The following is a 22,040-nucleotide window of genomic DNA, read 5'->3' on the forward strand; positions in this document are numbered from 1 at the left end:
GTCTATCGCTGGATCCTGGAGAGCAGGGAGCGCATGCGCGGCAGTGTGTCAGCTCGATGCAGCAGGTAGCCCAAAGGCGGCAGCACGGCGGTCGCCGGTGCCATGCGGAAGGCGAGCATCAGCAGCTTCCACGCCTCCCCGTTTCCCCTGAGCGCATGTGACACCGCCGACCAGTAGGCGCGTTCGGCGATACCGCGCCGGGCGCGACGGCGCAGCGTCTCCGCTCCGTCGAGCCATCGCCCTTCATGGTAGAAGAAGCTCTCGGCGGCATCGGCCGTGTGGCGGATGTGCAGGGTTTGGTGCGCCCAAAGCTCGGTCGAGCGGTTGGCGTCATGCGAACGGATGCCGGCCTGGACGCAATCCAGCTCGGCCACGGTTCCATACAGCGCAAGCCGCAGCCAGAGTTCGTAATCGTCGCTGTGCGGCAGTGCGGTCCGGTAGTGGCCTGCACGCTTCTGGACGCTGGTGCGCACGACGATGGACGGTCCAGGTATCTGAAAGACGCCGAGGCGGCAGAAGCGCTCGATGAAGGCTCGGCCGGTCATCAGCCTGAGTGGCGGATCGGCAGGCTGTGGTTCGATCTCCGGGATCGGCACGTCGCCCCGGATCGCCACGTCGCGGCCGTAGCAGAAGGCGATGCCGCAATCCCGTTCCATGACCGCGGTCGCCCGGCGCAGCGCGCCCGGGACCAGAAAATCATCCGCGAAGAGCAGGAGGAAGTAATCGGCGCGCGCCCAGTCGATCCCCGCGTTGAAGGAGGCATGAGGGCCGAGGTTCTCCGGCCGCAGAAGCAGCTTGACCCGTGAATCCGAGGCGGCGAGGCGTCTGGCGACGTCGACGCTGTCGTCCGTGGAGGCGTTGTCGACGATCAGGACGCGGATCTCGGCCATGTCCTGCGAAAGCACGCTGTTCACGCAGGCTTCGAGATAGCGGCCGTAATTGTAGTTGGGGATGACGACGTCGACGCTCGCCATGGTTCATGCTCCCGATGCCACGAGAAATCGGCGCAGCCGGCGGGCACGGTCGCGGCCGGCATTCAGCAGAACCTGGAGTTCGATGAGAAACGGATGGCGCGTGGCAAGGAGCCCAGTCAGCCAGCCACCGCCGGCAAGAAGGATTGCACCGGCAAAAATGAGAAGCCCTGCCTCCTGATGACGGGGCATCGCGAGTAATGCGACAGGCCCGACCAGCGAAAATCCGGTGACGACGGCGCTTGGCATCAGCGCCGCCGCAAGGCCGGACAGGGAAAAGCGGACGTGGCGATGCACGAAGGCGAGCGCGACCACCATCTGGAGGGGCAGCGAGACGAATTGGCTCAGTGCCATGGCCATCACGCCATGAAGGCTGGCGGCGCAAAGGATGCCGGCGGCAAGGCAGCGCGAGACCAGGCTTGCCAGGAAGGCGTCCCTGTTGCGGCCGAGCGCGAGCAGAAGCGGTCCTGTCACGATGACGGGCAACCAGAAGACGGCCGCGAGCGCCAGCACGCGAACGACGGGCACGGCCTCGGTCCATTGTGGCCCAAGCACGATACCGACGATCGAGGGGGCGAGGAGGGAGATCAGCACCACGCCCGGCCAGTAGAGGACGGACAGGTAGGCGAGCACGCCGAGATAGGTCTTCTCGATGTCGTGACCGTCGCGCACGCGGCTTGCCAGCGCGGGAAAGGCCATGCTGTAGAAGGCCGACATGATGATGCGGTCGGGTATACCGCAAAGGGTGTTCGAGCGATTGTAAAGCGCGACCGAGGTCATGGAGGCGATGCGCCCCAGGATCAGCTGCGGCACGGTTTCGTGCAGGCGTTCCACCACGAGCGCTGCGCCCTTGAACAGGCCGAAGCTCAGCACTTCACGCCAGCGCGCAAGGCCCGGGCGGAAGATCGCGGCTGCGGGTAAGGGTGAGCAGGTGACGGCGAGGATTGCCAGCATCAACGATCCCGAGAGCATACCCCATGCGAAGGCTATGGGGCCGAAGCCGAGGGCGGCTAGCATGATCGTGAACAATGCCGCGGTCACCGAAACCGCCGTGCGGATGCAGGCGAGGACACCGAAGCCCATCTCGCGTCGGAGGAGCGCGATAACGGGCTGGGCGAGCGCCTCGATGACGCCTGCCACCGCTGCCAGCGAAAGGAAGAAGGAGAGATCCGGCGCGGCATAGAAGCGGGTGATGAGGCCGGAGAGGGCGACGAGGGCCGCGGCGATTATCACGCTGACTGCGACCTGAAGTGTCAGCGCGGTGCGCAGCGTTTCGACGTCCACCGTGCCGCGCTGGATGAGGAATTCCGATGTGACGAATTCGCGCGCGGAGAAGGCGACGACGGCGATAGCCAGGCCCGTCACGGCCTCGCCGATCTCGCCGGGCGTCAGGATGCGGGCCACGATCACCAGCACGGTGAAATTGATAAGGAGCGCGAAGTACTGCTCCAGTGATGCCATCATATACGCGCGTCGGACCATGCGGCTCACACTTTCGGAAAATGGCTGGAGGTCTGCGGTGTCTGGATCACGAGGTTCATTCCGATGGTTGCAAGCAGGATAGGCGCACGCGCGGCGATGCCCACTTGTCCATTCAGCGTAGGGCATCCTGTACAAGTGGTAGGGTCTTGCCGCGTCGACGGACCAGCACTTGTGCGAGAAGCAGATTCTGCTGACGCACGAGTTCGGCACGAATTGCCGTGTTGTGCCGGGCGATGACGTTTTCGGTGGCGGTGAGATCGTCCAGAACCATGGCCACCTGTCGCAGCACCAGCTCCACGTCGAAGCGCTCGATATGCTGGCAGAATTCGGCGCGGTCGAATGCGGCCATCAGCTCGTCGTTCTTCTCCGCATATCCAAGCGACAGGGCAGGGCGATTGAGTTTGAGGGCGCAGAGTAGATTGTGAAAGCGCGAAACGATAGCGACATCGACCTTCAAGACCTCATCCATGACCGCTTGCAGCGAGGTCGTACGGGCCACCGAAAGCCGCCCGCGGCTGCCGGTTTCCGGAAGGGCGGCAAGGATATCGTCGAGCGCCTTTTCATCCGATGTGTCGCCCATGAACAGGCGTACGTCGTGGCCGCCATCCATGAGCCGGCGTGCGACCTCCGCGATCTTCTCGACATAGGTGGCGTAGATGGCCTCCGCATCGGCATGATCGCGCTCCCATCCGCGATATCGCATGACGCCGATGCCGATCGTTGCAGGCTTCTGCCGGTCACGCACGGCGTCGGATTGCGCCGGCGCCTGCAGCCCGAAGGCAAGATCGGGAAAGCGATGGTCGGGCGCGGTGTCGATGCCCAGGCCCCGGACGTAGCGCAGGGAAAAGTCGTCGCGATAGGAGCGATATGTGGCCATGCGCGCGGCCGATGTGAGGAACCAGCGACTGAGCGCACCGCGGATCGGGCCGGCACCGATGCTGACGAAGGCGATGCGGGCGCCGCGCAGCCTGGCGGCAAGGCACCACCAGTAAACGATGAACGGCCAGCCGAAGGGCGACTCCTGGAAGTCGTCCAGGATACCCGTCCCGGGGATCACCATCACATCGACATCGCCCATTATGCGCAGGATCGAGACAAGGCTGACCAGCCGGCCGAAATTGCGCCCAAGCCCACTTTCGAGCCAGCGCCGCGTTCGTGAGACAGAGGCCCTGCGGGCGCGCAGGCCGATCACGTCAAGTCTGAACCGCTCGCGGATCGTTGCCGGATTGGAGCAGACGCATAACAGGTTCGCATCGGGAAGCGCGCCGCGCAGAAAGCCAAGCATCGCCTCAAGCGAGCCGTCATTTCCCGAGTTTCCGGATCCGAACTGCCCGAGCAAGGCGATTTTCATGGAGTGTCCGCCGCTGTCGAATATGCGTTGAAGGGACAGTCAAGCGGCCGCACTATCGCGCCGTGATGCAGTGCGGAAAACGCCGATATTCGGAGACAGGATCTGCGCCAAAAGAGGTAGAAAGCAGGCGATCTCCTGCCAAGAGCCGCCCGGGGCCTCCAACGCCCAGCTTCTCCGATGACCCATCCGGCTTACAAAAGAAGCAGAGGGGCCACCATGAAGATCGCCTATTTCGTCCTGCCGCATCTCGGCGGCACCTACACCGTGTTCAGAAACCTGCGTGCGGGCCTCGCCCCGCACGGGATCGAGCTTTGCTGGCTCGGCCTCGCGCCGGCGGGCCAAGGGCTTGCTTCAGGGCTGGAGCAGGAAGCGGCATTCGGCACGCTCGTGGAGGTGCCGTCCCAGGTGGACGACAGAGCCGCGGCGCGCCTCTTGGAAAGGGCGATCCTTGCGGGCGGGTTTGACGGCGTGGTGGTCAATGTGCTCAGCGACCGCATACAGACCAATATCGTGCGCTATCTTCCCGCCGATCTCATTCGCCTGATGGTCGTGCACAACATCACGCCGGGAACCTACGCGGCGGCCGAGGCGATCCGGCCTCATGTGCATGCGGCGGTCTGCGTGTCGCAGCGCTGCCGCGATGATCTTGTGAAACACCATCATTTCCCCGCCGGGCGCACCAGTGTCATCGCCAACGCCGTTGCGCTGGATGCCTTCCCTGAAACCGGACGGTCGCCACCACCGAGCGGGCAGGGACTTCGCCTTCTTTTTCTCGGACGGATCGAGGACGCCTCCAAAGGTGTGTTCTGGCTGCCCGACATCCTGGCGCGGCTGCCGGCGTCATCGACCCTGACCATCGCCGGCGACGGCCCTGATCTCAAACGACTGAAGGCTGCGATGCCGGAGCGGGCCCCGCGGGTCGTATATGCCGGATCCGTTGCGGCACAGGCCGTGCCCGCGCTGCTGGCGCGCCATGATATCTTCCTCATGCCATCGCGCTACGAAGGATTGCCGATGGCGCTGGTGGAGGCCATGGCGGCGGGATGCGTGCCGGTCGTCTCGCGGCTTCGCGGCGTCACCGACATGATCGTGGAGCATGGGCGTGACGGGCTGCTATTCCCGGTCGGCGACACCGCAAGTGCTGCCGAGATCGTTCGCACTCTCGACACGGATCATGCGCAGCTTTGCAGCCTCTCGGTCGCTGCGCGTCGCAAGGTCGAAGGCGCTTTCACGGTGGAGCACATGGCGGCGGGCTACGCCACGATATTTCGCGGGATCGCAGCAGACCCGCCATTAATCGCCGCCCCCCTTTCGATCAATGGCTGGTCGATGCCGCGCGGACTGCGTGCCGGCCTGCGCACCTTTTTGCCGCGGCCGCTGAAGAACTGGCTGCGGGGTGTCCGGGAGCGGCTTTGAGCCATGGTATCCAACAAGGAAGAGGGAAGATGCGGACCATTGGTTTTACCCTGCTGATCGGCCTCATGTTGCTGGCCGGTCGCGTCATGCCGGCTGGTGCCGAGGCGCGCTTTCCCCTGCGCATCGCCGCTTCAGGCACATATCTGGAGGATGCGGCCGGAAAACCGTTCCTCATCACGGGCGATGCGGCCTGGTCGCTGATCGCCGATCTTCCGCCCGAGGATGCCGACCTCTACATTGCCGATCGAAAGGCGCGGGGGTTCAACACCATCCTGGTCTCGCTGATCGAGCATGAATTCGCGCGCAACGCGCCGAACAATGCAGCCGGCGTCGCGCCATTTCTGACGCCGGGTGACTTCGCGCGACCGAATGATCGCTATTTCGCCGATGCCGAGCACGTCCTTGATGCCGCGCTTCGGGCCGGCATGCTGGTGCTGCTGGCACCGGCCTATGCCGGCGCGAACGGCGGGCCACAGGGCTGGTATGCCGAGATGGCGGCGGCGGGTCCGCAGACCTTGCGTGCTTACGGGCGCTATATCGGCAAGCGCTATGCCCGCTATCCCAACATCATCTGGGTGCAGGGCGGTGACTATGATCCACCGGACCGTGCGCTGGTCGATGCGTTGGCGCTGGGCATCGAGGAGGGAGCGCCGGGCGCGATGCAGACCGTCCACGGTAATCGCGACAGCGCGACGGCCGCCTATTGGCCTGATGCGAAATGGCTATCGATCGATACGGTCTATACCTACGAGGATGTCGCGGCCGCCGTGCAGGCACGCTATCGCGCCGGGCCGCACCGGCCTTTCTTCATGATCGAGTCGCGCTATGAAGGAGAGCATGGGGTCAAGGCGGACGAAATCCGCAAGATCGCCTATGGTGCGCTTCTGTCGGGTGCGAGCGGCCAGGTTTTCGGCAACAACCCCGTCTGGCATTTCAGCGGCCCCGCGCTCTACGACACGCCGGAGGGATGGCGGCAGGCGCTCGATAGCGAAGGGGCGAAAAGCATCGGCCATCTGGCGCGCCTGTTCGAGCGCTTCGACTGGTGGAAATTGAAACCGGACGATGGGCGGTTCGTGCGTCATATCGAGGGCATACCGTCCGCCACTACCATATCCGCCGTCGCAGGCGATGGAACCTTTGCCGCCGCCTACATCCAGGGCGTCGCCTCGCTCGATCTCGACCCTACGGTCTTGGCGGCCGCAACCGGCGCCGTCGAATGGTACGATCCCGCCACCGGTGCACTCGCCGCCACGAAGCCTGACGCCGACCTGCGACAACTGGTGGTGCCGACATCCTCGAGAGCATCCGGGACCACGGACTGGCTGGTCGTTCTGCGGGCGGCGGGTGGCTTGCGGGACAATTAGATCGGTGATGCCTAACGCCGCTCTTGCATTTTCCTATCAAAATTTCTTATCTAGAGATGTTCTCAGGGCGGGGTGAAATTCCCCACCGGCGGTATCGGGCGAGAGCCCGGAGCCCGCGAGCGCCTTTCGTGAATGAAGGGGTCAGCAGATCCGGTGCGATGCCGGAGCCGACGGTTAAAGTCCGGATGGAAGAGGGCATGTCTGCAAACCGCTCGTCCGTGCGGGTGCAGGCCTGTTCGCCCAAGGGATGAATCGCCGCTACGGCAACCCTTGAAAGGCAATGAAATGGCACTGTCGAAAATTGAAGACGCAATCGCGGCCTTGGCACGTGGTGGCATGATCGTGGTCGTCGACGACGAAAACCGTGAAAACGAGGGTGACATCATCGTCGCCTCGGAGGCGGTGACGCCCGAGATCATCGCGTTCATGATGAAACACGCCCGCGGCCTCATCTGCGTGGCGATGGAAGGCGAGCGTCTCGATGCGCTCGACATTCCGCTGATGGTTCCCCAGAACACGGAGTATCTCCAGACCGCCTTCACCGTCTCCGTCGATTATCTTTCCGGCACGACGACGGGTATTTCGGCGGCTGATCGGGCCGTAACCGTCAAGGCGCTGATGGATCCCACCGCACGGCCGCAGGATTTTGCCCGGCCGGGCCACATTTTCCCGCTGCGCGCCCATCCGCGCGGCGTGCGCGGCCGACCGGGCCACACGGAAGCTGCCGTCGATCTCGCGCGTCTCGCTGGCAAGGCGCCGTCGGGTGTGATCTGCGAGGTCGCCAACGATGACGGCACCATGGCGCGCCTGCCGGAGCTGATCGCCTTCGCAGAACAGCATCAACTGCCGCTCATCAGCATCGAGGATCTGATCGGCTTCATCGAGGCACGCCAATCCGACGCGTCCGCGAACGCGGCTTGATCGGGTCTGTTGCTAAGTCAACGATGAAGGGCTTTGAACGCAGGGTATCGGCTTGGTGAAAGGCCGGCACCCTGGGCCCGAAGCGCAGCGGAAATTTGTTTCAAGATAAATTCTATAAAAAATATAGAATGCCTGTCCGGCATCGTTTTGGGATCATAATGTCTCGTCCAGCCAAACGGACGAGACTTCATGAGCAAGACGATACGATTCAATGCCTTCGAGATGAATTGCGTGGGACACCAATCCCCCGGCCTATGGCGTCATCCGCGCGACCGCTCCTGGGAATACAAGGATCTCGACTACTGGACGGATCTCGCGAAGCTCCTTGAAACCGGGTTTTTCGAATCCGTCTTCATCGCCGACGTCGTCGGCTATTATGATGTCTACAAGGGCAATTTGGACAACGCCCTGCTCCAGGGCGTGCAGATCCCCGTCAATGATCCGCTGCAATTGGCCAATCCCATCGCCCAGGCGACCAAGCATCTTGGAATCGGCATTACTGCATCCACCTCCTTCGAACACCCTTACACATTCGCGCGGCGGCTTTCGACGGCAGACCACCACACCAAGGGCCGTGTCGGCTGGAACATCGTGACCTCCTACCTCGAAAGCGGTGCCAAGAATGTCGGGCAGGGCGGGCTTCGCTCCCACGACAACCGCTATGATGTGGCGACCGAGTATGTCGAGGTGCTCTATAAGCTCCTCGAGGGCAGCTGGGAAGAGGGCGCTGTTGTCAGGGACAAGGAGCGCGGCATCTTCGCCGACCCCACGAAGATTCACGAGATCGGCCATAAGGGCAGATATTTCGAGGTGCCCGGCTATCACCTGAGCGAACCGTCGCCACAGCGTACGCCGGTTCTTTTCCAGGCGGGCGCATCGGGCGCGGGCAAGCAGTTCGCGGCAGGCCATGCGGAATGCGTCTTTATTTCGACACCACTCAAGGATGCGACGCGGGCCTATGTGTCCGATATCCGACAGCGCGCCGCGGCTCAGGGCCGGGACCCGAAAAAGGTGCTGATCTATGCGATGGCGACGATCATCGTCGATGAAACCGATGCGAAAGCACGGGCGAAATACGAAGAATACGCGAGATATGCCTCGTATGACGGTGCGCTGGTCCTGATGTCCGGTTGGACGGGCATCGATTTCGGCCACTACAAGCCCGCCGACACGGTCAAGAAGGTCAAGACGAACGCCATCATCTCGGCCGTCGAGCATCTGGCGGAAGGCGGCAAGGTCTGGACGATCGAGGAACTGGCGAAGTGGGGCGGCATCGGCGGTCTCGGGCCGTTGTTTGTCGGGTCCGCAGCGACGGTTGCCGACCTGTTGCAGGAATGGGTGGAAGAGACCGATATCGACGGTTTCAACCTGGCCTATGCCCTCGCACACGAGACCTTTGCCGATGTGATCGGTTATCTCGTACCGGAGCTCCAGAAGCGCGGTGTCTACGCCACCGGTTACCGGGACGGCACGCTTCGCGAAAAACTCTTCGGCGATGGCCCGTACCTTCCGGAAAGCCATCCCGCCCATCGCTTCCGCGATATCGAGCGGGTGAAGCGCGAGGAGGCGGATGCCGCCGCCGGCGAGGCTGCATGACGCCGATCTAGTTTCACGCGCGGCCGTAGCCGCCAACCCTTCCCAGCACACAGACCGGACGCCCCGTCACTGATCGGGCGAGCGCGGGCGTGTGCCTCAGGACGCAATGAGGAGCATGATACGATGACCACTTCTGCTGGTCCCGCCCTGGAAGTCAGAAACGTTTCGCTCTCCTTCAAGGGCGTCAAGGCGATTTCGGACCTGTCCTTTCAGGTCGAGCGCCGTGAAATCTGCGCTCTGATCGGTCCGAACGGCGCCGGAAAGAGCTCTTTGCTGAACATTCTGAACGGCGTCTATATACCGGATTCCGGCGAGATCGTGTTTGAGGGCGAACACTTCCGGCGCATGCAGCCGCTCGAGGCCGCGCGGCGCGGAATCGGCCGGGGTTTCCAGAACAATGCGCTGTTTTCCGGCATGAGCGTGCTGGACAATGTCATTGCCGGCCTGTCGCGCAAGTCCCGCGTGACGCTGGTCGAGGAGGCGTTCCGGCTGCCGCGTGCGCTCTCGCAGGAGAAGGCGTTTCGCGCGCGGGCTCTGGATGTGCTCAAGCTGTTCGACCTTGAGAAACATGCCGAAACTGTCGTCGGCACTTTGCCCTATGGCGTTCAGAAGAAGGTGGAGATCGCCCGCGCAATCGTCGCAAAGCCTCGCCTGCTTCTGCTGGACGAGCCGCTGGCCGGAATGAACGCCGCTGAAAAGCAGGAGATCGCGGCGGTCATCGCGCGGCTCAACAGGGAGCTGGACCTCACCGTCGTTCTCATCGAGCACGACATCGGCATCGTCCTGAAACTCGCCCACCATGTCGTTGTGCTCGACTACGGACGCAAGCTGGCGGACGGCCCGCCGGAAACCATCCGCGACAATCCGGATGTCATCGCTGCCTATCTCGGCGCCCAACATGCGGAGGCCGCGGCATGAACATGTTCCTGGAAACCCTGATCGGCGGCCTGCTTGCCGGCACGATGTACTCTCTCGTCGCCATCGGCTTCGTGCTGATCTACAAGGCGTCGGGCGTCTTCAACTACGCCCAGGGCTCCCTGCTGTTGTTTGGCGCGCTCACCTTCGTCACGCTCACCGATCAGGGCGTGCCGGCGCTCGGCGCGATTGCCGTGACGATCGCTCTTTTGATCCTCACCGCCATCGCCATCGAAAAGCTGTTGCTGCGTCCGTTGACCAACCGCAGCCCCATGACGCTGTTCATGGCGACACTCGGCCTCTCCTATGTCGTGGAGGGCGTCGCGCAGGGCATCATGGGATCGCAGGTGCGGGCCCTGAACCTCGGCATCGACGACCTGCCGATCTTCCTCGGCGATATCATGATCAGCCAGTTCGACCTCATCGCCGCCGGTGTGGCGCTTGCGATCGTCGTCGTCCTGTCGCTGCTGTTCAACCGCACGCGCATCGGCATCCAGCTGCGGGGCGTGGCGGACGATACGCGCGCGGCGCTGTCGCTCGGCATCGATATCAACCGCATCTGGCAGATTGTCTGGGCGGTCGCCGGACTGGTCGGCCTCGTCGCCGGCTTGCTGTGGGGCGCGCGCCAGGGCGTGCAGTTCTCGTTGTCGCTGGTGGTGCTGAAGGCTCTTCCCGTCCTCATCATCGGCGGCTTCACCTCGATCCCCGGCGCCATCGTCGGCGGGCTGATCGTGGGAGCCGGCGAGAGCCTGGCCGAAACCTATATCGGCCCGTATCTCGGCGGCGGCATCACGCCCTGGTTTGCCTATGCGCTGGCGCTCGTCTTCCTTTTCATCCGCCCGGCCGGCCTGTTCGGCGAACGACAGATCGAAAGGGTCTGAGCCATGTCCGAGATCAACCTGCCCGCTGCCGCCGAACCTGTCGATCCCGTCGGCCTGAAGGCGGTCGGCATTGCCGCAGCAATCGCCGTGCTTCTTGCCGCCCCTTTCCTCGCTTCGGAATACTGGATCAACGCGATCATCGTGCCGTTCCTGATCCTGTCCCTCGCTGGCCTCGGCCTCAATCTCCTGACCGGCTACGCTGGCCAACTTTCCCTTGGCGCCGGCGCGTTCATGATGGTCGGCGCCTACGCGACCTTCTCCCTTCAACTGCGTGTTCCCGATCTGCCGTTGCCGCTGGCGCTGGTCGTGGCGGGTCTCATCGCGGGTGCCGTCGGGCTTCTCTTCGGCATTCCGTCGACGCGCATCAAGGGCTTCTACCTGATCGTCAGCACGCTCGCCGCCCAGTTCTTCTTCGAGTGGCTGTTCCTGAAGTTTCCCTGGTTCTACAATGGCAACTCGTCCGCCACCATCGCCCTGTCGCGCGGCCTCTCCTTCTTCGGGCTGGAGGCCAATACGCCGCACGGGCGCTATTACCTGACGCTCGGCATCGTCGCGCTCCTGACGCTCCTCTCCTTCAACCTGATCCGCGGCCAGACGGGGCGGAACTGGATGGCGATCCGTGACATGGATACGGCCGCCGCAGTCATCGGCGTCCCGGTCTTCCGCGCGAAGCTGCAGGCCTTTGCGGTCTCAAGCTTCATTCTCGGCATCGCTGGCGCGCTCTGGGCCTTCGCCTATCTCGGATCGGCCAGCGTGCAGAGCTTTGGCCTCACGCGCTCCTACCAGATCCTTTTCATCATCATCATCGGCGGTCTGGGCACCATTCGCGGCGCCTATTTCGGCGCGGCTTTCGTCAGTCTTCTGCCGCTGGCACTCGACTGGCTGTTCCAGCACGTCTTCGGCGGCCATGTCGATGCCGGCCTGCTCCAGAACATCCAGAAAGCGATCTTCGGCCTCCTCATCATCTGGTTCCTGATCAAGGAGCCGGAAGGATTGGCGAGGCTTCTCGGCTTGCAGCGAGCGCAGGGTGCGCGCCGCCGTCTCTTCCCATCTTGAACCCAGGAGTTGAACCATGAAACGTCTGCTTGTCGCCGCGTTGTTAGCCGGCACGCTTTTCTCCAGCTTCATCCCGGCTTCGGCCGAGGAGGTGAGCCAGTATATCCCGCTGCCGACCTATCGCGTCGGCGCCTATGCCTCATCCGGCGAACTCTGGTGGGCCGGCGAGCGGGATTATTTCCGCTACATCAACGAGGTGGAAGGCGGCGTCGAGGGTGTGAAGCTCAACTACGAAGAATTCGAGACCGAATGGAGCCCGGACCGCACCGTCGAGGTCTATGAGCGTGTGAAGGCCGGCAAGGATGGCTCGCCGCTCGCCTTCTTCTTCACCCACGGCACGCCGGCGACCTATGCGCTGCTTGAAAAGGCGGCAGCCGACAAGATCCCGTTGATCGATCCGGCCGGCGGGAAGACGGAGACGGTCGACGGCACGGTCTTCCCCTATGCCTTCCCGCTGCTGTTCAGCTATTACAGCCAGGCTTCGACGGGCATCAATTACATCGCCGACAAGGTCGGCGGATTCGACAAGCTCAAGGGCCTGAAGATCGCGACCGTCTATCATGACAGCGCCTATGGCCGCGCCAGCCAGCCGGCCGTCGAGGCGCTCGCCAAGAAGTACGGCTTCGAGAATATCCAGATCCCCGTCGCCGATCCCGGCAACGAACAGTCGCCGCAGTGGCGCCAGATCCGCGAGCAGAAGCCCGACTGGGTCTTCCTGCGCACCTGGGGCGTCTCGACGGTCGTTGCGCTGAAGACGGCGCAGCGCTTCGGCTTCCCGGCCGATCATATCATCGGCGACGTCTGGGCGGGGTCGGAATCCGACGCCATTCCCGCGGGCACCGCGGCCATCGGCTATTCGGCGCTCGCACCCTATCCGGGCGGAACGGATTTCGAGATTCACAAGCGCCTGAAGGCCGAGATCCTCGACAAGGGCAAGTCCGACCTGCGGGACCAGAAGCTGTTTGGTGCCGTCAACTACAATATCGGCCTCGTCAATGCGGCGCTCGCCGTGGAGGCGCTGCGCACCGGTTACAAGCATTTCGGCGCACGCCCGCTGAATGGCGAGGAGGGCCGCTGGGCCTTCGAACACCTGACCATCGATGACAAGCGCCTGGAGGAAATCGGCTTCAAGGGCCTGCTTCAGCAGATCAGGATCACGCCCACCGATCACGAGGGCGGCGGGGCGGCCCGCATCCAGAGCTGGGACGGCGAGAAGTGGGTGCTCCAGACCGACTGGATCAAGGCCGACCACGAGCTTCTCAATCCGCTGATCAAGGAGGGCGCCGCGGCCTACGCCAAGGACAACGGCATCACGCCGCGCACGCCGGAAACCGAAACCAATTGATTCCATGGCGGGGCGTGGCGGGTGCCACGTCTCGACCCCCAACAGGAGATGGGTATGTTCAAGACATTTCTGCGCGGCGCGATCGTCGCAGCCGCTTCCGTGCTGGTGCTTGCGGGCTCCGCACAGGCAATCGACACGACACCTGGACCGGACAGCGACAAGCAGTTCTTCCCGATCGCCAGCTATCGCGTCGGTCCCTATGCGGCCTCCGGCGCGTCGATTTGGGCGGGTCGCATCGACTACTACCGCTACATCAATGAAGTGGAGGGTGGTATCAACGGCGTGCCGATCGTCTGGCAGGAATGCGAGACGGAATGGACGGCCGAAAAGGGCATCGAATGCTACGAGCGCTTCAAGCGCGGCCTGAACGGCGCGCCGGTCTCGGCCTATTTCCCCAACGGCGCACCGGCCGCCTATGCTTTGTCCGACCGTGCGGCGCAGGACAAGATTCCGCTGGTGACGCTGGCCTATGGCCGCACCGAAGCGACCGACGGACGCGTCTTTCCCTACATCTTCCCGGTCATGGTGACGTTCTACAGCGAGGCCTCGGCCGTCGTGAACTACATCGCCGAGAAGGAAGGCGGCTTTGACAAGCTCAAGGGCAAGAAGATCGCCACCGTCTACCATGACAGCGCCTATGGCCGAGAAACGCTCGATCCGCTGGCGCTGCTTGCCGAGAAGTACGGTTTCGAGAACATCCAGATTCCGGTGCCGGATCCGGGCAGCGAGCAGTCCTCGCAGTGGCGCCAGGTCCGTGAGCAGAAGCCGGACTGGGTTTTCCTGCGCACCTGGGGCGTTTCCACGCCGGTCGCCATCAAGACGGCGCAACGCTTCGGCTTCCCGGCTGACCGCATCATCGGCGATGTCTGGGCATCCTCGGAAGAAGATGTCATTCCCGCCGGCGATGCCGCAAAAGGCTATCTCGCGCTGACGCCCTATCCGGCCGGCGCCGATTTCGAGATCCACAAGCGTCTCAAGCAGCACATCATCGATACCGGCAAGTCGGATCTGCGCGACACCAAGGCGTTCGGCAGCGTCTACTACAATTCCGGCCTCGTCGATGCGCTCATCTCGGTCGAAATCGTCCGGCAGGCGCAGGCGAAATTCGGCAACAGGCCGATCACGGGTGAGGAAGGTCAGTGGGCGTTGGAACACCTCAAGCTTGACGACGCCGCACTCGATAAGGCCGGTTTCCTCGGTCTCGTCCAGAACCTCCAACTGACGCCTGCCGACCACGAGGGTGGCGGCGCCGTGCGTGTCCAGCAGTGGACCGGCCAGAACTGGAATCTTGTCAGCGACTGGGTTCAGGCCGACCGCGAGGCATTGCGCCCGTTGATCGATGCCAAGTCCGCCGCCTATGCCAAGGAGCACGGCATCACGCCGCGCGACGTCGGCACCAATTGATCCATCAGGACCGGGGCAGGAGCCGCCCCGGTCCCACAAGGAGAGAAAAATGACCCTTCAGTCTGAACTGCCTGTCGTCGCCGACCGTCGTCTTCTGGACGTGTCGGGCATAGAGGTCGTCTATGGCGGCGCCATCCTGGCGGTCGCGGATGTTTCACTGACCGTCGGCCAGGGCGAGATCGTCGCGCTGCTCGGCGCCAATGGTGCGGGCAAGAGTACGGTGCTCAAGGCGATATCCGGGCTGGCGGCTGCCGACAGGGCGACGGTGCGGCAAGGACATGTGCGTTTTGACGGTCAGGACATCCTGAGGACGGCGGCAAACCGCCTGACGAAACGCGGCATCGTGCATGTGCTCGAAGGCCGGCGGGTATTCTCGCATCTGACGGTCGAGGAAAACCTGCTGTCGGGCGCGTTTCTTCACAAGCCGGCGCGGGGCGAACTCTTGCGCCAGCTGGACGACATCTATGCCTGGTTCCCCCGCCTGAAGGACAAGAGGCGAACTTTGGCAGGGCTTACCTCCGGCGGCGAGCAGCAGATGCTCGCGATCGGTCGCGCACTCTTGACGCAGCCGCGCCTCGTCCTGCTGGACGAGCCCTCGATGGGGCTGGCGCCGACCATCGTCCAGGAGATTTTCAGGATCATCGTCCGGCTCAACCGCGAGAAGGGGGTGGCCTTCCTGCTTGCCGAGCAGAACGCCGCGCTTTCCCTTGCCCATGCCTCCCGCGCCTATTTTCTCGAAAGCGGTCGCGTGGCGCTGGAGGGCAAGGCGGAAGACCTCGCCCAGCGTGACGATCTGCATCACATCTATCTGGGGTCCGGGGCCTGAGCGCCAAGGGTTCGGCAGTTTGTGGGCGGCGGGGTGGCGCCTATGCGGGGGTCGCCCCGTTATTTCCCAGCCGGCGCTCGAGCCACTGACTGTAGCGCGAGGCGCCAAAGCAGATCACGAAGTAGATGACGGCCACGACGATGTATGCCTCGTTGTAGAAGCCGAGCCATTGCGGATCGGCAGCGGAGGCGCGGGCGGCGTTCAGGAGGTCGAATATCCCGATGACGGCGAGCAACGAGGTCGCCAGCAGGAAGCCGATGGCGAGGTTCACGATGCCGGGGATAACGATGCGAAAGGCCTGCGGCAGGATGACGAGGCCCTGTATGCGCCAGTATCCGAGCCCTAGCGCCGTCGCCGCTTCCGCCTGGCCGTTCGGCACGGCCTGAAGCCCGGCGCGGATGACCTCGGCAATGTAGGCGGCCCAGAACAGCGTCACCATGATGATCGCGCGCAGCATCTTGTCGATGGAAAGCCCGTCCGGCAGCGCCATCGGCAGGATCAGCATGGCGACATAGAGAATGGCGACCATCGGCGTGCCGCGCATGAGTTCGATATAGAGGACGGCGAAGGTGCGCAGCCCTCCGAGGTTCGAGCGGCGGGCAAGCGCCAGCAGCACGGCAATGGGCGTCGCGGCGGCAAAACACAAGGCCCAGACGAACAGCGTTACCGGCAGGCCGCCCCATTGGTTGGAAGGAATGGGCGTTGCCGTGAAGGCGCCTTGCATGAGCAGCCAGCAGGCAACGATCGTCAGCGGCCAGGCAAGGATGAGCCCACGTCCCCAGAAGCGCGGAAGGGCGCTTGCCGCAAGGATCGCGCACAGCAACACGATCACCAGCAGTGGCCGCCATTGCAGGTCCGGCGGATAGAAGGCGAAGAGGATGAAGCGGAGCTTCGCCGTCACGAAGGCCCAGCAGGCGCCCGCCCGCGTGCACGCATTCGCGTCACCGGTAAAGGTGGCGTCGAGCACCGCCCAGCGCAAAAGCGGCGGAACGGTCTGCCACAGCAGAAGGAGTGTCGCCAGCGTGACGAGTGTATTGGCGCGCGTTCCGAAGAGGCCGGCGCGCAGGCCAGGCAGCGCACGGGCAAGGCGTGTGGTCATCGTCTGCTTCCCTTGAGCGCGACACGGTTGTTGTAGATGTTCATCAGGGCCGAAAGCGCGAGATTGATGGTGAGGAACGCGCCGATGAGAATGATCAGCGCCTCCATGGACTGGCCGGTCGTGTTGGCGGTCGTGTTGACGATACTGACCAGGTCGGGAAAGCCGATGGCGACGGCCAGGCTCGAATCCTTGGTGAGGTCCAGGTAGCTCGATGTCGTCAGCGGCGTTATCACGCGCAGTGCCTGCGGCATCACGACGAGGCGAATGATATGGCCGTCGTGCAGCCCGAGCGCCCGCGCCGCCTCCCACTGACCCTTGCCGACCGATTGTATGCCTGCGCGGACAATCTCCGCGATCAACGCCGCGAACTTCACCACGAGGCCGGTCAGCAGTGCGGCGAATTCCGGGGAGAGGTTGAGGCCGCCTCTGATGTTGAAGCCTGACAGCGCCGGCAGTTCCGCCGCCGGCCGTGCACCAACCAGAAGAAGGAAGGCGAAGGGGGCGGCAACGGCGAGCCCGGTGGCGACCATGCCGGAACGACGCGTCAGCCGGCCGGTGGCCCGCAGGAGGACGATGAGGACCAGAGTTGCAATCGCGGCAATTCCGAGTGCTGCGACGATGCCGAAGGGACCGCCCACAAAGTAGAGCGAGGGTATGTAGACACCCCTGTTGGTGAGGAAGACCGCATCGAACACGCCCGATGCCTGGCGTGGCGCCGGGAACGCCTTCGCAAGCGCCATCCAGAAGAACAGCTGCAGCAGGAGCGGCGTGTTGCGGGTGATCTCGATGAACCAGCGCACGAGGCGGGAGAGCAGCAAATTGCGCGAGAGCCCCGCCACGCCCACCGCGACACCGAGGATCGTCGCGAGAAGGCAGCCGAGCAGGGAAACCTTCAGCGTATTGAGAAGGCCCGCAACGAGCGCGCGCAGATAGGTATCCCCCGCGCGGAAGGCGATCGGGCTTTCGCCGATTTCAAAATTGGCGGAACTCGAAAGAAAGGCAAAACCCGGCAGGATGCCGATGCGTGCCATGTTCTCCAGAACATTGCCGATGAACAGCGTGCCCAAAGCCGCAAACACGGCCAGAAGGGCAAGCTGGCCCCATGGCCAGCCGCCCCACCATGCCTGGATTTTCGCGGCCAGGCCGGGCCGCGGCGGGCCCGACAGGACGATGTGGAAAACGCGTCGACCTGCAACCGGCGCGTTTCGCCCGGAATCGCGAAAATGCTCCATGTCCTCGCCTTTACGCAATTCCAGACAGGTGGTCATTCGTCATCATCACGGCTTAGCGGAAGGGCGGCGAATAGAGCAGGCCGCCGTCGGTCCACAGACTGTTGTAACCGCGCTCCCAGCCAAGCGGTTTCAGGTTGCGGTCGAAGATCTCGCCGTAGTTTCCGACCGTCTTGATGATGTTATAGGCCCATTTCGGATCGAGCCCGATATCGTTGGCAAAGGACGGATCGACGCCGAGGAAGCGCTGGATTGCCGGGTCTTCCGATTTGAGGAACTCGTCCACATTTGCCGATGTGATGCCCCATTCTTCGGCCTGGATGGTCGCATTCACGGTCCAGTTCACAAGTTCGAGCCACCGATCGTCGCCGCCGGCGATAGCCGGTGCGAGCGGCTCCTTCGAAAGGCGTTCCGGCAGGAGGACATAGTCATCCGGCTTCTTCAGCTGGGTGCGCTTGCCGACGAGATCGGAGGAGTCCTGCGTGATCGCGTCGACGCGGCCGGATTCCAGTGCGTCGATGAACTGTCCGGTATCCTCTATGGTCACGGGCGTGAAGGTCTTGCCCGTCTTGCGGAAGAAGTCGGCCACGTTCAGTTCGCCCGTCGTACCGCTCTGCGCCCCGATCGTCGCGCCGTCGAGATCCGCGGCCTTCGTTACGCCGAGGTCCTTGCGGACCAGGATGCCCTGGCCGTCATAGAAGACCGTCGGGCCGAAATGGAAGCCGAGCTTGAAGGCGCGGGTGGCGGTGACCGTGACGCCCGAGAGCAGGATGTCGAATTCACCGCTCTGAAGGGCGGGAAGACGCTGCTGCGGCGAGGACGACGTGAACTCCACCTTGTCGGGGGTGCCGAAGACCGCGATCGACAGGGCGCGGCCGTAATCGATGAAGAAGCCCTGCCACTTGCCGTTGCTGTCGGGCGTGAAGAAGCCCGGTGTGGTGCCGACGCCGACCTTGATGGTGCCGCGCTGGTTGATCTTGTCGAGCGTCGGGCCGGCGTGAGCCAGGCCCGATAGCATGGTCGTGGCGAGGAAGGCAGCGGCGGCGACGGACTGTACGGCCCGCCGGAAGGTGGTCTGTGTACTCATATGGAAATGTCCCCATTCTCGAAAAAAGAGCTTCCACCACAGCGAGACTCTGCCGGGCAGTGAAAGTAATTTTCATATTATCTATAAAATTACTATATTTAAGAAATGGATGTTCCAAATTTCGGCAAAGACACGAAAATTGCTACCAGCGCGCCGCGGAAAGACAGGTCAAGTCATGGGCCGCGTTGACATTGACACCTATTGATGGCCGTCCGGTTTCGAAGGGACCGGGACAGTTTGATACGCGACCTGCCGCGCCTTCTGAACAGGCAATGCGTGCCCGGCTCGTATCGTCATTTCCCCGAACGAACGGCATAAGCCGTTGCCGTCCGTTTTCCGGTTGCGCTTTTTTCAGCCGAAGGCGGAACAGCATTTTGCCGAATAGTACATAAAAGATATGGAATTTCTTTATTTCATATCTGGCGCAGCTACCCTCGCGGCAATTCCAAGCGTGACCGGCGATGGTCGGCACGATAGCAACGAGCAGGATAGATGACGCAGATCGAGAATGCCTGGGGCGCTGGCCCCGGAGAGGATTACGAGACCATTGCCGCGCCGTTCCGGCCAATCTTTACGCGGATCGCTGAAAACGCGATTGCGCGGGACCTGGGGCGCGACCTGCCGCATGAGGCGATCCGCGACTTGAAGGAGGCGGGTTTCGGTGCCGTGCGGCTTCCGGTGGAAGCGGGCGGCAAAGGCGCGAGCCTGCCGCAGTTCTTCAACCTGCTGATCGAGCTTTCGGCGGCGGACTCCAATATCACGCAGGCGCTGCGCGGGCATTTCGGCTTTACGGAAGATATCCTGAACACCCGGGATGCCGCGCGCCGCACGCTCTGGCTGGGGCGTATCGGCGGCGGCGAGATCACGGGCAACGCCTGGAGCGAGATCGGTGCGGGTGCCGCACTCGACCGCTTCGCCACCCATGTCGCCGAGAAGGACGGCAGGCTCGTCCTGAACGGTGCAAAGTACTACACGACCGGCTCCCTCTTCGCCGACTGGATCGACGTCGGGGCCTCCAACGCCGAGGGCGAGGGCATTTCGGTGGCGGTGCGTCGTCACGCCGAAGGCGTCGATGTCGTCGATGACTGGGACGGCTTCGGCCAGGTGCTGACGGCAAGCGGCACCACCACCTTCCGCGATGTCGTGGTGACGCCGGAAGACATCGTCGTCGACGAGGCGCGTTTCCGATACTCGGCCGCCTTCTACCAGCTCGTTCATCTCGCAACGCTTGCCGGCATCGGCCGCGCGATTACGGCCGATGTCGCCAAGGCGGTGGCCGAGCGGCGGCGGACCTACACGCACGCCGCCGCGGCGCGCTCCAGCGAGGACCCGCAGGTCTTGCAGGTTGTCGGGCGCATCCGGGCCGCTGCCTATGCGGCATCGGCGATCACGCTCCAGGCCGCAGCGAGCCTTCAGCGGGCCTTCGACGCACATTTCGCGGACGACGAGGCTGCCGAGGAGAAAGCCAATGCGATAGCCGAACTCGAAGCGGCACAGGCCCAGACGGTCGTTTCCGATCTGATCCTCGAAGCCTCGACGCTGCTCTTCGATGCGCTCGGCGCCTCCGCCACCAAGAAGCCCGCTGGCCTCGACCGTCACTGGCGCAACGCCCGCACGCTCGCCTCGCACAATCCGCGCATCTACAAACACCGGATCATCGGCGATTTCGCCGTCAACGGCACGCCGCCGCCCTACCAGTGGCGTATCGGCGCGGCGCCAGGCTGACAAGCGGAACGGCAGTCCTGCGGGGCCGGCTATGCCTCCAGCCGGCTCCTTATCATCTCGCCAACGGGTATGGCGGACGTCGCGACCAGCAGCTTGCCGCCGACCCCGAAAGGAATGCCGTTTTCCTGGCAGAACGCCCTTGTGGCCGCGGCACAGTTCGGCCTTGAGACTGCCCGTCGGATAGGAGATGCCTGCATGGATGACGCCGCTGTCATGGCCGGTCTGGTGCCGGCCGAGCGCGTCCTCCTTCTCGATGAAGCGCTATGGGCGAATGCCGGCCAGAAGTTCGGCGGCGGCCGAGATCGCCTCCTGTTGCCAAGGGCGGAGCTCCTGGCCCGCGTAATTTCGAAACACGGGCAGGAAGGGATCGTCGATATGGGTCTTGATGCCCGAAAGCTGCTCCAGCACGGCGAGGCCGCAATAGGGCACATAGGCGGCGGAATAGCCGCCTTCGTGCGACATCACGAGACGCCCGCCGCACAGGTCAGCGGCCGCTTCCATCAGCATCCGGGTCATCTCGCGATAGGTATCGCTGTGCAGCATCATCCGGCCGAGCGGATCGGCGCCCGAACCGTCGAAACCCGAGGGAACGACGATGAGGTCGGGCTTGTAGGTCTTCAATGCCGGAAGCACGACCTGTTCGAAGGCCGCGATATAGGCGCCGTGCCCGCTGCCGGCCGGAAGCGGAATGTTGAGGTTGTAGCCGAGACCCGCACCGGCGCCACGTTCCTCGCGGTCGCCGCTGTCATGCGGATAGAGCCGCTCCTGGTGAAGCGAGATCGTCAGCACGGCGGGATCGGTCCAGAACGCGGCCTGGGTGCCGTTCCCATGGTGGACGTCCCAATCCACCGTCGCCACACGCTCGAAACCGTGCTTTTTCCGGTTCTTGAGGATGGCCACCGGGACATTGCCGAACAGACAGAAGCCCATGCCCTTGTCGCTTTCCGCGTGGTGGCCCGGCGGACGGACCAGTGCATAGCCATTGTCGAGCTCGCCGGAAAGCACCTTGTCCATAAGGGCAAACGTGCCGCCGGCCGCAAGGCAGGCGATCTCGTAGCTGCCACGCCCGAACGGCGTGAGATAACTCGCATCGCCGCCGCGATCGTCGCTGAGCGCCTTGATGCGCCGGATGTAGTCGCGGGTGTGGAACAGCGCGAGGTCGTCCTCGTCTACCGGAACCGACTTGACGCTCGTAAGCTGCTCGGTGAGCCCGGAGACCTCCATGAGATTGCGGAAACGCCGCTTCGTTTCGGCGTTTTCCGCATGCTCGCCGGGTTCGACGGTCAGGCTGGCCGGAAAGAACTGCGCGGCCGCGCCGGTATCGTGCCAGAGGTAGAGTTCATGAAAATTCCATCCGGTCTTCGTCATCTCT

Annotated in this window: 18 protein-coding genes, 1 pseudogene and 1 riboswitch; of the genes and pseudogenes, 11 read left to right on the top strand and 8 right to left on the bottom strand. The window is 63.6% G+C overall.

The genetic code is table 11. From position 1 onward, the window contains the following. Window positions 1-2: 2 nt before the first annotated feature. From GR158_RS07045 to GR158_RS07055, 3 genes are all read right to left on the bottom strand, one after another. Window positions 3-974 carry a glycosyltransferase family 2 protein gene (locus GR158_RS07045; protein ID WP_160870511.1) on the bottom strand — a complete coding sequence of 324 codons (972 nt, stop codon included), beginning with the start codon at window positions 972-974 and terminating at the stop codon, window positions 3-5. Between the two features lie 3 nt (window positions 975-977). After that, window positions 978-2,435 (bottom strand): oligosaccharide flippase family protein, encoded by a 1,458-nt coding sequence (locus GR158_RS07050; RefSeq protein WP_160870512.1) that lies wholly within the window; start codon window positions 2,433-2,435, stop codon window positions 978-980. A 130-nt stretch (window positions 2,436-2,565) separates the two neighbouring features. Further along, a complete protein-coding gene (locus GR158_RS07055; RefSeq protein WP_160870513.1) occupies window positions 2,566-3,804 on the bottom strand; it encodes a polysaccharide pyruvyl transferase family protein in 1,239 nt (412 codons plus the stop codon). Window positions 3,805-4,020: 216 nt separating this feature from the next. On the opposite strand from GR158_RS07055, the gene GR158_RS07060 reads away from it, so the two are divergent. The 10 genes from GR158_RS07060 to GR158_RS07105 all read left to right on the top strand — a co-directional run bounded on the left by GR158_RS07060 (window position 4,021) and on the right by GR158_RS07105 (window position 15,528). Then, on the top strand, window positions 4,021-5,220 hold the full coding sequence (locus GR158_RS07060) for a glycosyltransferase family 4 protein (RefSeq protein WP_160870514.1): 1,200 nt from the start codon (window positions 4,021-4,023) through the stop codon (window positions 5,218-5,220). 29 nt (window positions 5,221-5,249) lie between these two features. Continuing rightward, window positions 5,250-6,584 (top strand): DUF4038 domain-containing protein, encoded by a 1,335-nt coding sequence (locus tag GR158_RS07065; protein ID WP_160870515.1) that lies wholly within the window; start codon window positions 5,250-5,252, stop codon window positions 6,582-6,584. A gap of 54 nt (window positions 6,585-6,638) precedes the next feature. Next, window positions 6,639-6,785: riboswitch (FMN riboswitch) on the top strand. Between the two features lie 84 nt (window positions 6,786-6,869). Continuing rightward, entirely contained in the window at window positions 6,870-7,505 is a 636-nt protein-coding gene (gene ribB / locus GR158_RS07070) for a 3,4-dihydroxy-2-butanone-4-phosphate synthase (protein ID WP_134648711.1), read from the top strand. Window positions 7,506-7,694: 189 nt separating this feature from the next. After that, a complete protein-coding gene (locus tag GR158_RS07075; protein ID WP_160870516.1) occupies window positions 7,695-9,101 on the top strand; it encodes an LLM class flavin-dependent oxidoreductase in 1,407 nt (468 codons plus the stop codon). 123 nt (window positions 9,102-9,224) lie between these two features. Further along, a complete protein-coding gene (locus GR158_RS07080) occupies window positions 9,225-10,019 on the top strand; it encodes an ABC transporter ATP-binding protein (protein WP_160870517.1) in 795 nt (264 codons plus the stop codon). Continuing rightward, window positions 10,016-10,897, top strand: coding sequence for a branched-chain amino acid ABC transporter permease (locus tag GR158_RS07085; protein WP_134648714.1), 882 nt, complete (start codon window positions 10,016-10,018; stop codon window positions 10,895-10,897). The genes GR158_RS07080 and GR158_RS07085 overlap by 4 nt, the downstream gene beginning before the upstream one ends. 3 nt (window positions 10,898-10,900) lie before the next feature. After that, the gene (locus tag GR158_RS07090) at window positions 10,901-11,953 is read left to right on the top strand and encodes a branched-chain amino acid ABC transporter permease (protein ID WP_134648715.1); all 1,053 of its coding nucleotides are present in this window, start codon (window positions 10,901-10,903) and stop codon (window positions 11,951-11,953) included. Window positions 11,954-11,969: 16 nt separating this feature from the next. Next, complete coding sequence (locus GR158_RS07095; protein ID WP_160870518.1) at window positions 11,970-13,298, top strand: ABC transporter substrate-binding protein; 1,329 nt, start codon at window positions 11,970-11,972, stop codon at window positions 13,296-13,298. Window positions 13,299-13,352: 54 nt separating this feature from the next. Further along, window positions 13,353-14,702 (top strand): ABC transporter substrate-binding protein, encoded by a 1,350-nt coding sequence (locus GR158_RS07100; RefSeq protein WP_134648717.1) that lies wholly within the window; start codon window positions 13,353-13,355, stop codon window positions 14,700-14,702. Between the two features lie 49 nt (window positions 14,703-14,751). Next, the gene (locus GR158_RS07105) at window positions 14,752-15,528 is read left to right on the top strand and encodes an ABC transporter ATP-binding protein (protein ID WP_160870519.1); all 777 of its coding nucleotides are present in this window, start codon (window positions 14,752-14,754) and stop codon (window positions 15,526-15,528) included. 40 nt (window positions 15,529-15,568) lie between these two features. On the opposite strand, the gene GR158_RS07110 is transcribed toward GR158_RS07105, so the two are convergent. From GR158_RS07110 to GR158_RS07120, 3 genes are read right to left on the bottom strand one after another with little or no spacing between them, the layout of a single operon-like run. Beyond that, the gene (locus tag GR158_RS07110) at window positions 15,569-16,627 is read right to left on the bottom strand and encodes an amino acid ABC transporter permease (RefSeq protein WP_160870520.1); all 1,059 of its coding nucleotides are present in this window, start codon (window positions 16,625-16,627) and stop codon (window positions 15,569-15,571) included. Further along, complete coding sequence (locus tag GR158_RS07115; RefSeq protein ID WP_246665560.1) at window positions 16,624-17,895, bottom strand: amino acid ABC transporter permease; 1,272 nt, start codon at window positions 17,893-17,895, stop codon at window positions 16,624-16,626. Before GR158_RS07115 ends, GR158_RS07110 begins: the two co-directional genes overlap by 4 nt. A 16-nt stretch (window positions 17,896-17,911) precedes the next feature. Next, entirely contained in the window at window positions 17,912-18,943 is a 1,032-nt protein-coding gene (locus GR158_RS07120) for an amino acid ABC transporter substrate-binding protein (RefSeq protein ID WP_134648721.1), read from the bottom strand. Window positions 18,944-19,435: 492 nt separating this feature from the next. Here GR158_RS07120 and GR158_RS07125 point away from each other — a divergent pair, with 492 nt between their 5' ends. Continuing rightward, window positions 19,436-20,668 carry an acyl-CoA dehydrogenase family protein gene (locus GR158_RS07125; RefSeq protein WP_160870521.1) on the top strand — a complete coding sequence of 411 codons (1,233 nt, stop codon included), beginning with the start codon at window positions 19,436-19,438 and terminating at the stop codon, window positions 20,666-20,668. Between the two features lie 53 nt (window positions 20,669-20,721). Here GR158_RS07125 and GR158_RS25300 read toward each other — a convergent pair. Both GR158_RS25300 and GR158_RS07130 read right to left on the bottom strand, forming a co-directional pair. Beyond that, a pseudogene (locus GR158_RS25300) lies at window positions 20,722-20,923 on the bottom strand (L-2-hydroxyglutarate oxidase); the annotation flags it as partial. 6 nt (window positions 20,924-20,929) lie between these two features. Further along, window positions 20,930-22,036, bottom strand: coding sequence for a class II histone deacetylase (locus GR158_RS07130; RefSeq protein ID WP_160870522.1), 1,107 nt, complete (start codon window positions 22,034-22,036; stop codon window positions 20,930-20,932). Window positions 22,037-22,040: the final 4 nt, after the last annotated feature.

The sequence above is a fragment of the Shinella sp. AETb1-6 genome (assembly GCF_009826875.1).
In the GTDB taxonomy this organism is placed as follows: Bacteria; Pseudomonadota; Alphaproteobacteria; order Rhizobiales; family Rhizobiaceae; genus Shinella; species Shinella sumterensis.

What these genes read in the sequence shown, in the direction of transcription:
- GR158_RS07050 (WP_160870512.1), bottom strand. Translation starts at nt 2,435, where the DNA reads ATGATGGCATCACTGGAGCAGTACTTCGCGCTCCTTATCAATTTCACC.
- GR158_RS07115 (WP_246665560.1), bottom strand. Translation starts at nt 17,895, where the DNA reads ATGACCACCTGTCTGGAATTGCGTAAAGGCGAGGACATGGAGCATTTT.
- GR158_RS07105 (WP_160870519.1), top strand. Translation starts at nt 14,752, where the DNA reads ATGACCCTTCAGTCTGAACTGCCTGTCGTCGCCGACCGTCGTCTTCTG.
- GR158_RS07085 (WP_134648714.1), top strand. Translation starts at nt 10,016, where the DNA reads ATGAACATGTTCCTGGAAACCCTGATCGGCGGCCTGCTTGCCGGCACG.
- GR158_RS07075 (WP_160870516.1), top strand. Translation starts at nt 7,695, where the DNA reads ATGAGCAAGACGATACGATTCAATGCCTTCGAGATGAATTGCGTGGGA.
- GR158_RS07080 (WP_160870517.1), top strand. Translation starts at nt 9,225, where the DNA reads ATGACCACTTCTGCTGGTCCCGCCCTGGAAGTCAGAAACGTTTCGCTC.
- GR158_RS07120 (WP_134648721.1), bottom strand. Translation starts at nt 18,943, where the DNA reads ATGAGTACACAGACCACCTTCCGGCGGGCCGTACAGTCCGTCGCCGCC.
- GR158_RS07125 (WP_160870521.1), top strand. Translation starts at nt 19,436, where the DNA reads ATGACGCAGATCGAGAATGCCTGGGGCGCTGGCCCCGGAGAGGATTAC.
- GR158_RS07065 (WP_160870515.1), top strand. Translation starts at nt 5,250, where the DNA reads ATGCGGACCATTGGTTTTACCCTGCTGATCGGCCTCATGTTGCTGGCC.
- GR158_RS07130 (WP_160870522.1), bottom strand. Translation starts at nt 22,036, where the DNA reads ATGACGAAGACCGGATGGAATTTTCATGAACTCTACCTCTGGCACGAT.
- GR158_RS07095 (WP_160870518.1), top strand. Translation starts at nt 11,970, where the DNA reads ATGAAACGTCTGCTTGTCGCCGCGTTGTTAGCCGGCACGCTTTTCTCC.
- GR158_RS07055 (WP_160870513.1), bottom strand. Translation starts at nt 3,804, where the DNA reads ATGAAAATCGCCTTGCTCGGGCAGTTCGGATCCGGAAACTCGGGAAAT.
- GR158_RS07045 (WP_160870511.1), bottom strand. Translation starts at nt 974, where the DNA reads ATGGCGAGCGTCGACGTCGTCATCCCCAACTACAATTACGGCCGCTAT.
- GR158_RS07110 (WP_160870520.1), bottom strand. Translation starts at nt 16,627, where the DNA reads ATGACCACACGCCTTGCCCGTGCGCTGCCTGGCCTGCGCGCCGGCCTC.
- GR158_RS07100 (WP_134648717.1), top strand. Translation starts at nt 13,353, where the DNA reads ATGTTCAAGACATTTCTGCGCGGCGCGATCGTCGCAGCCGCTTCCGTG.
- GR158_RS07090 (WP_134648715.1), top strand. Translation starts at nt 10,901, where the DNA reads ATGTCCGAGATCAACCTGCCCGCTGCCGCCGAACCTGTCGATCCCGTC.
- GR158_RS07060 (WP_160870514.1), top strand. Translation starts at nt 4,021, where the DNA reads ATGAAGATCGCCTATTTCGTCCTGCCGCATCTCGGCGGCACCTACACC.
- ribB (WP_134648711.1), top strand. Translation starts at nt 6,870, where the DNA reads ATGGCACTGTCGAAAATTGAAGACGCAATCGCGGCCTTGGCACGTGGT.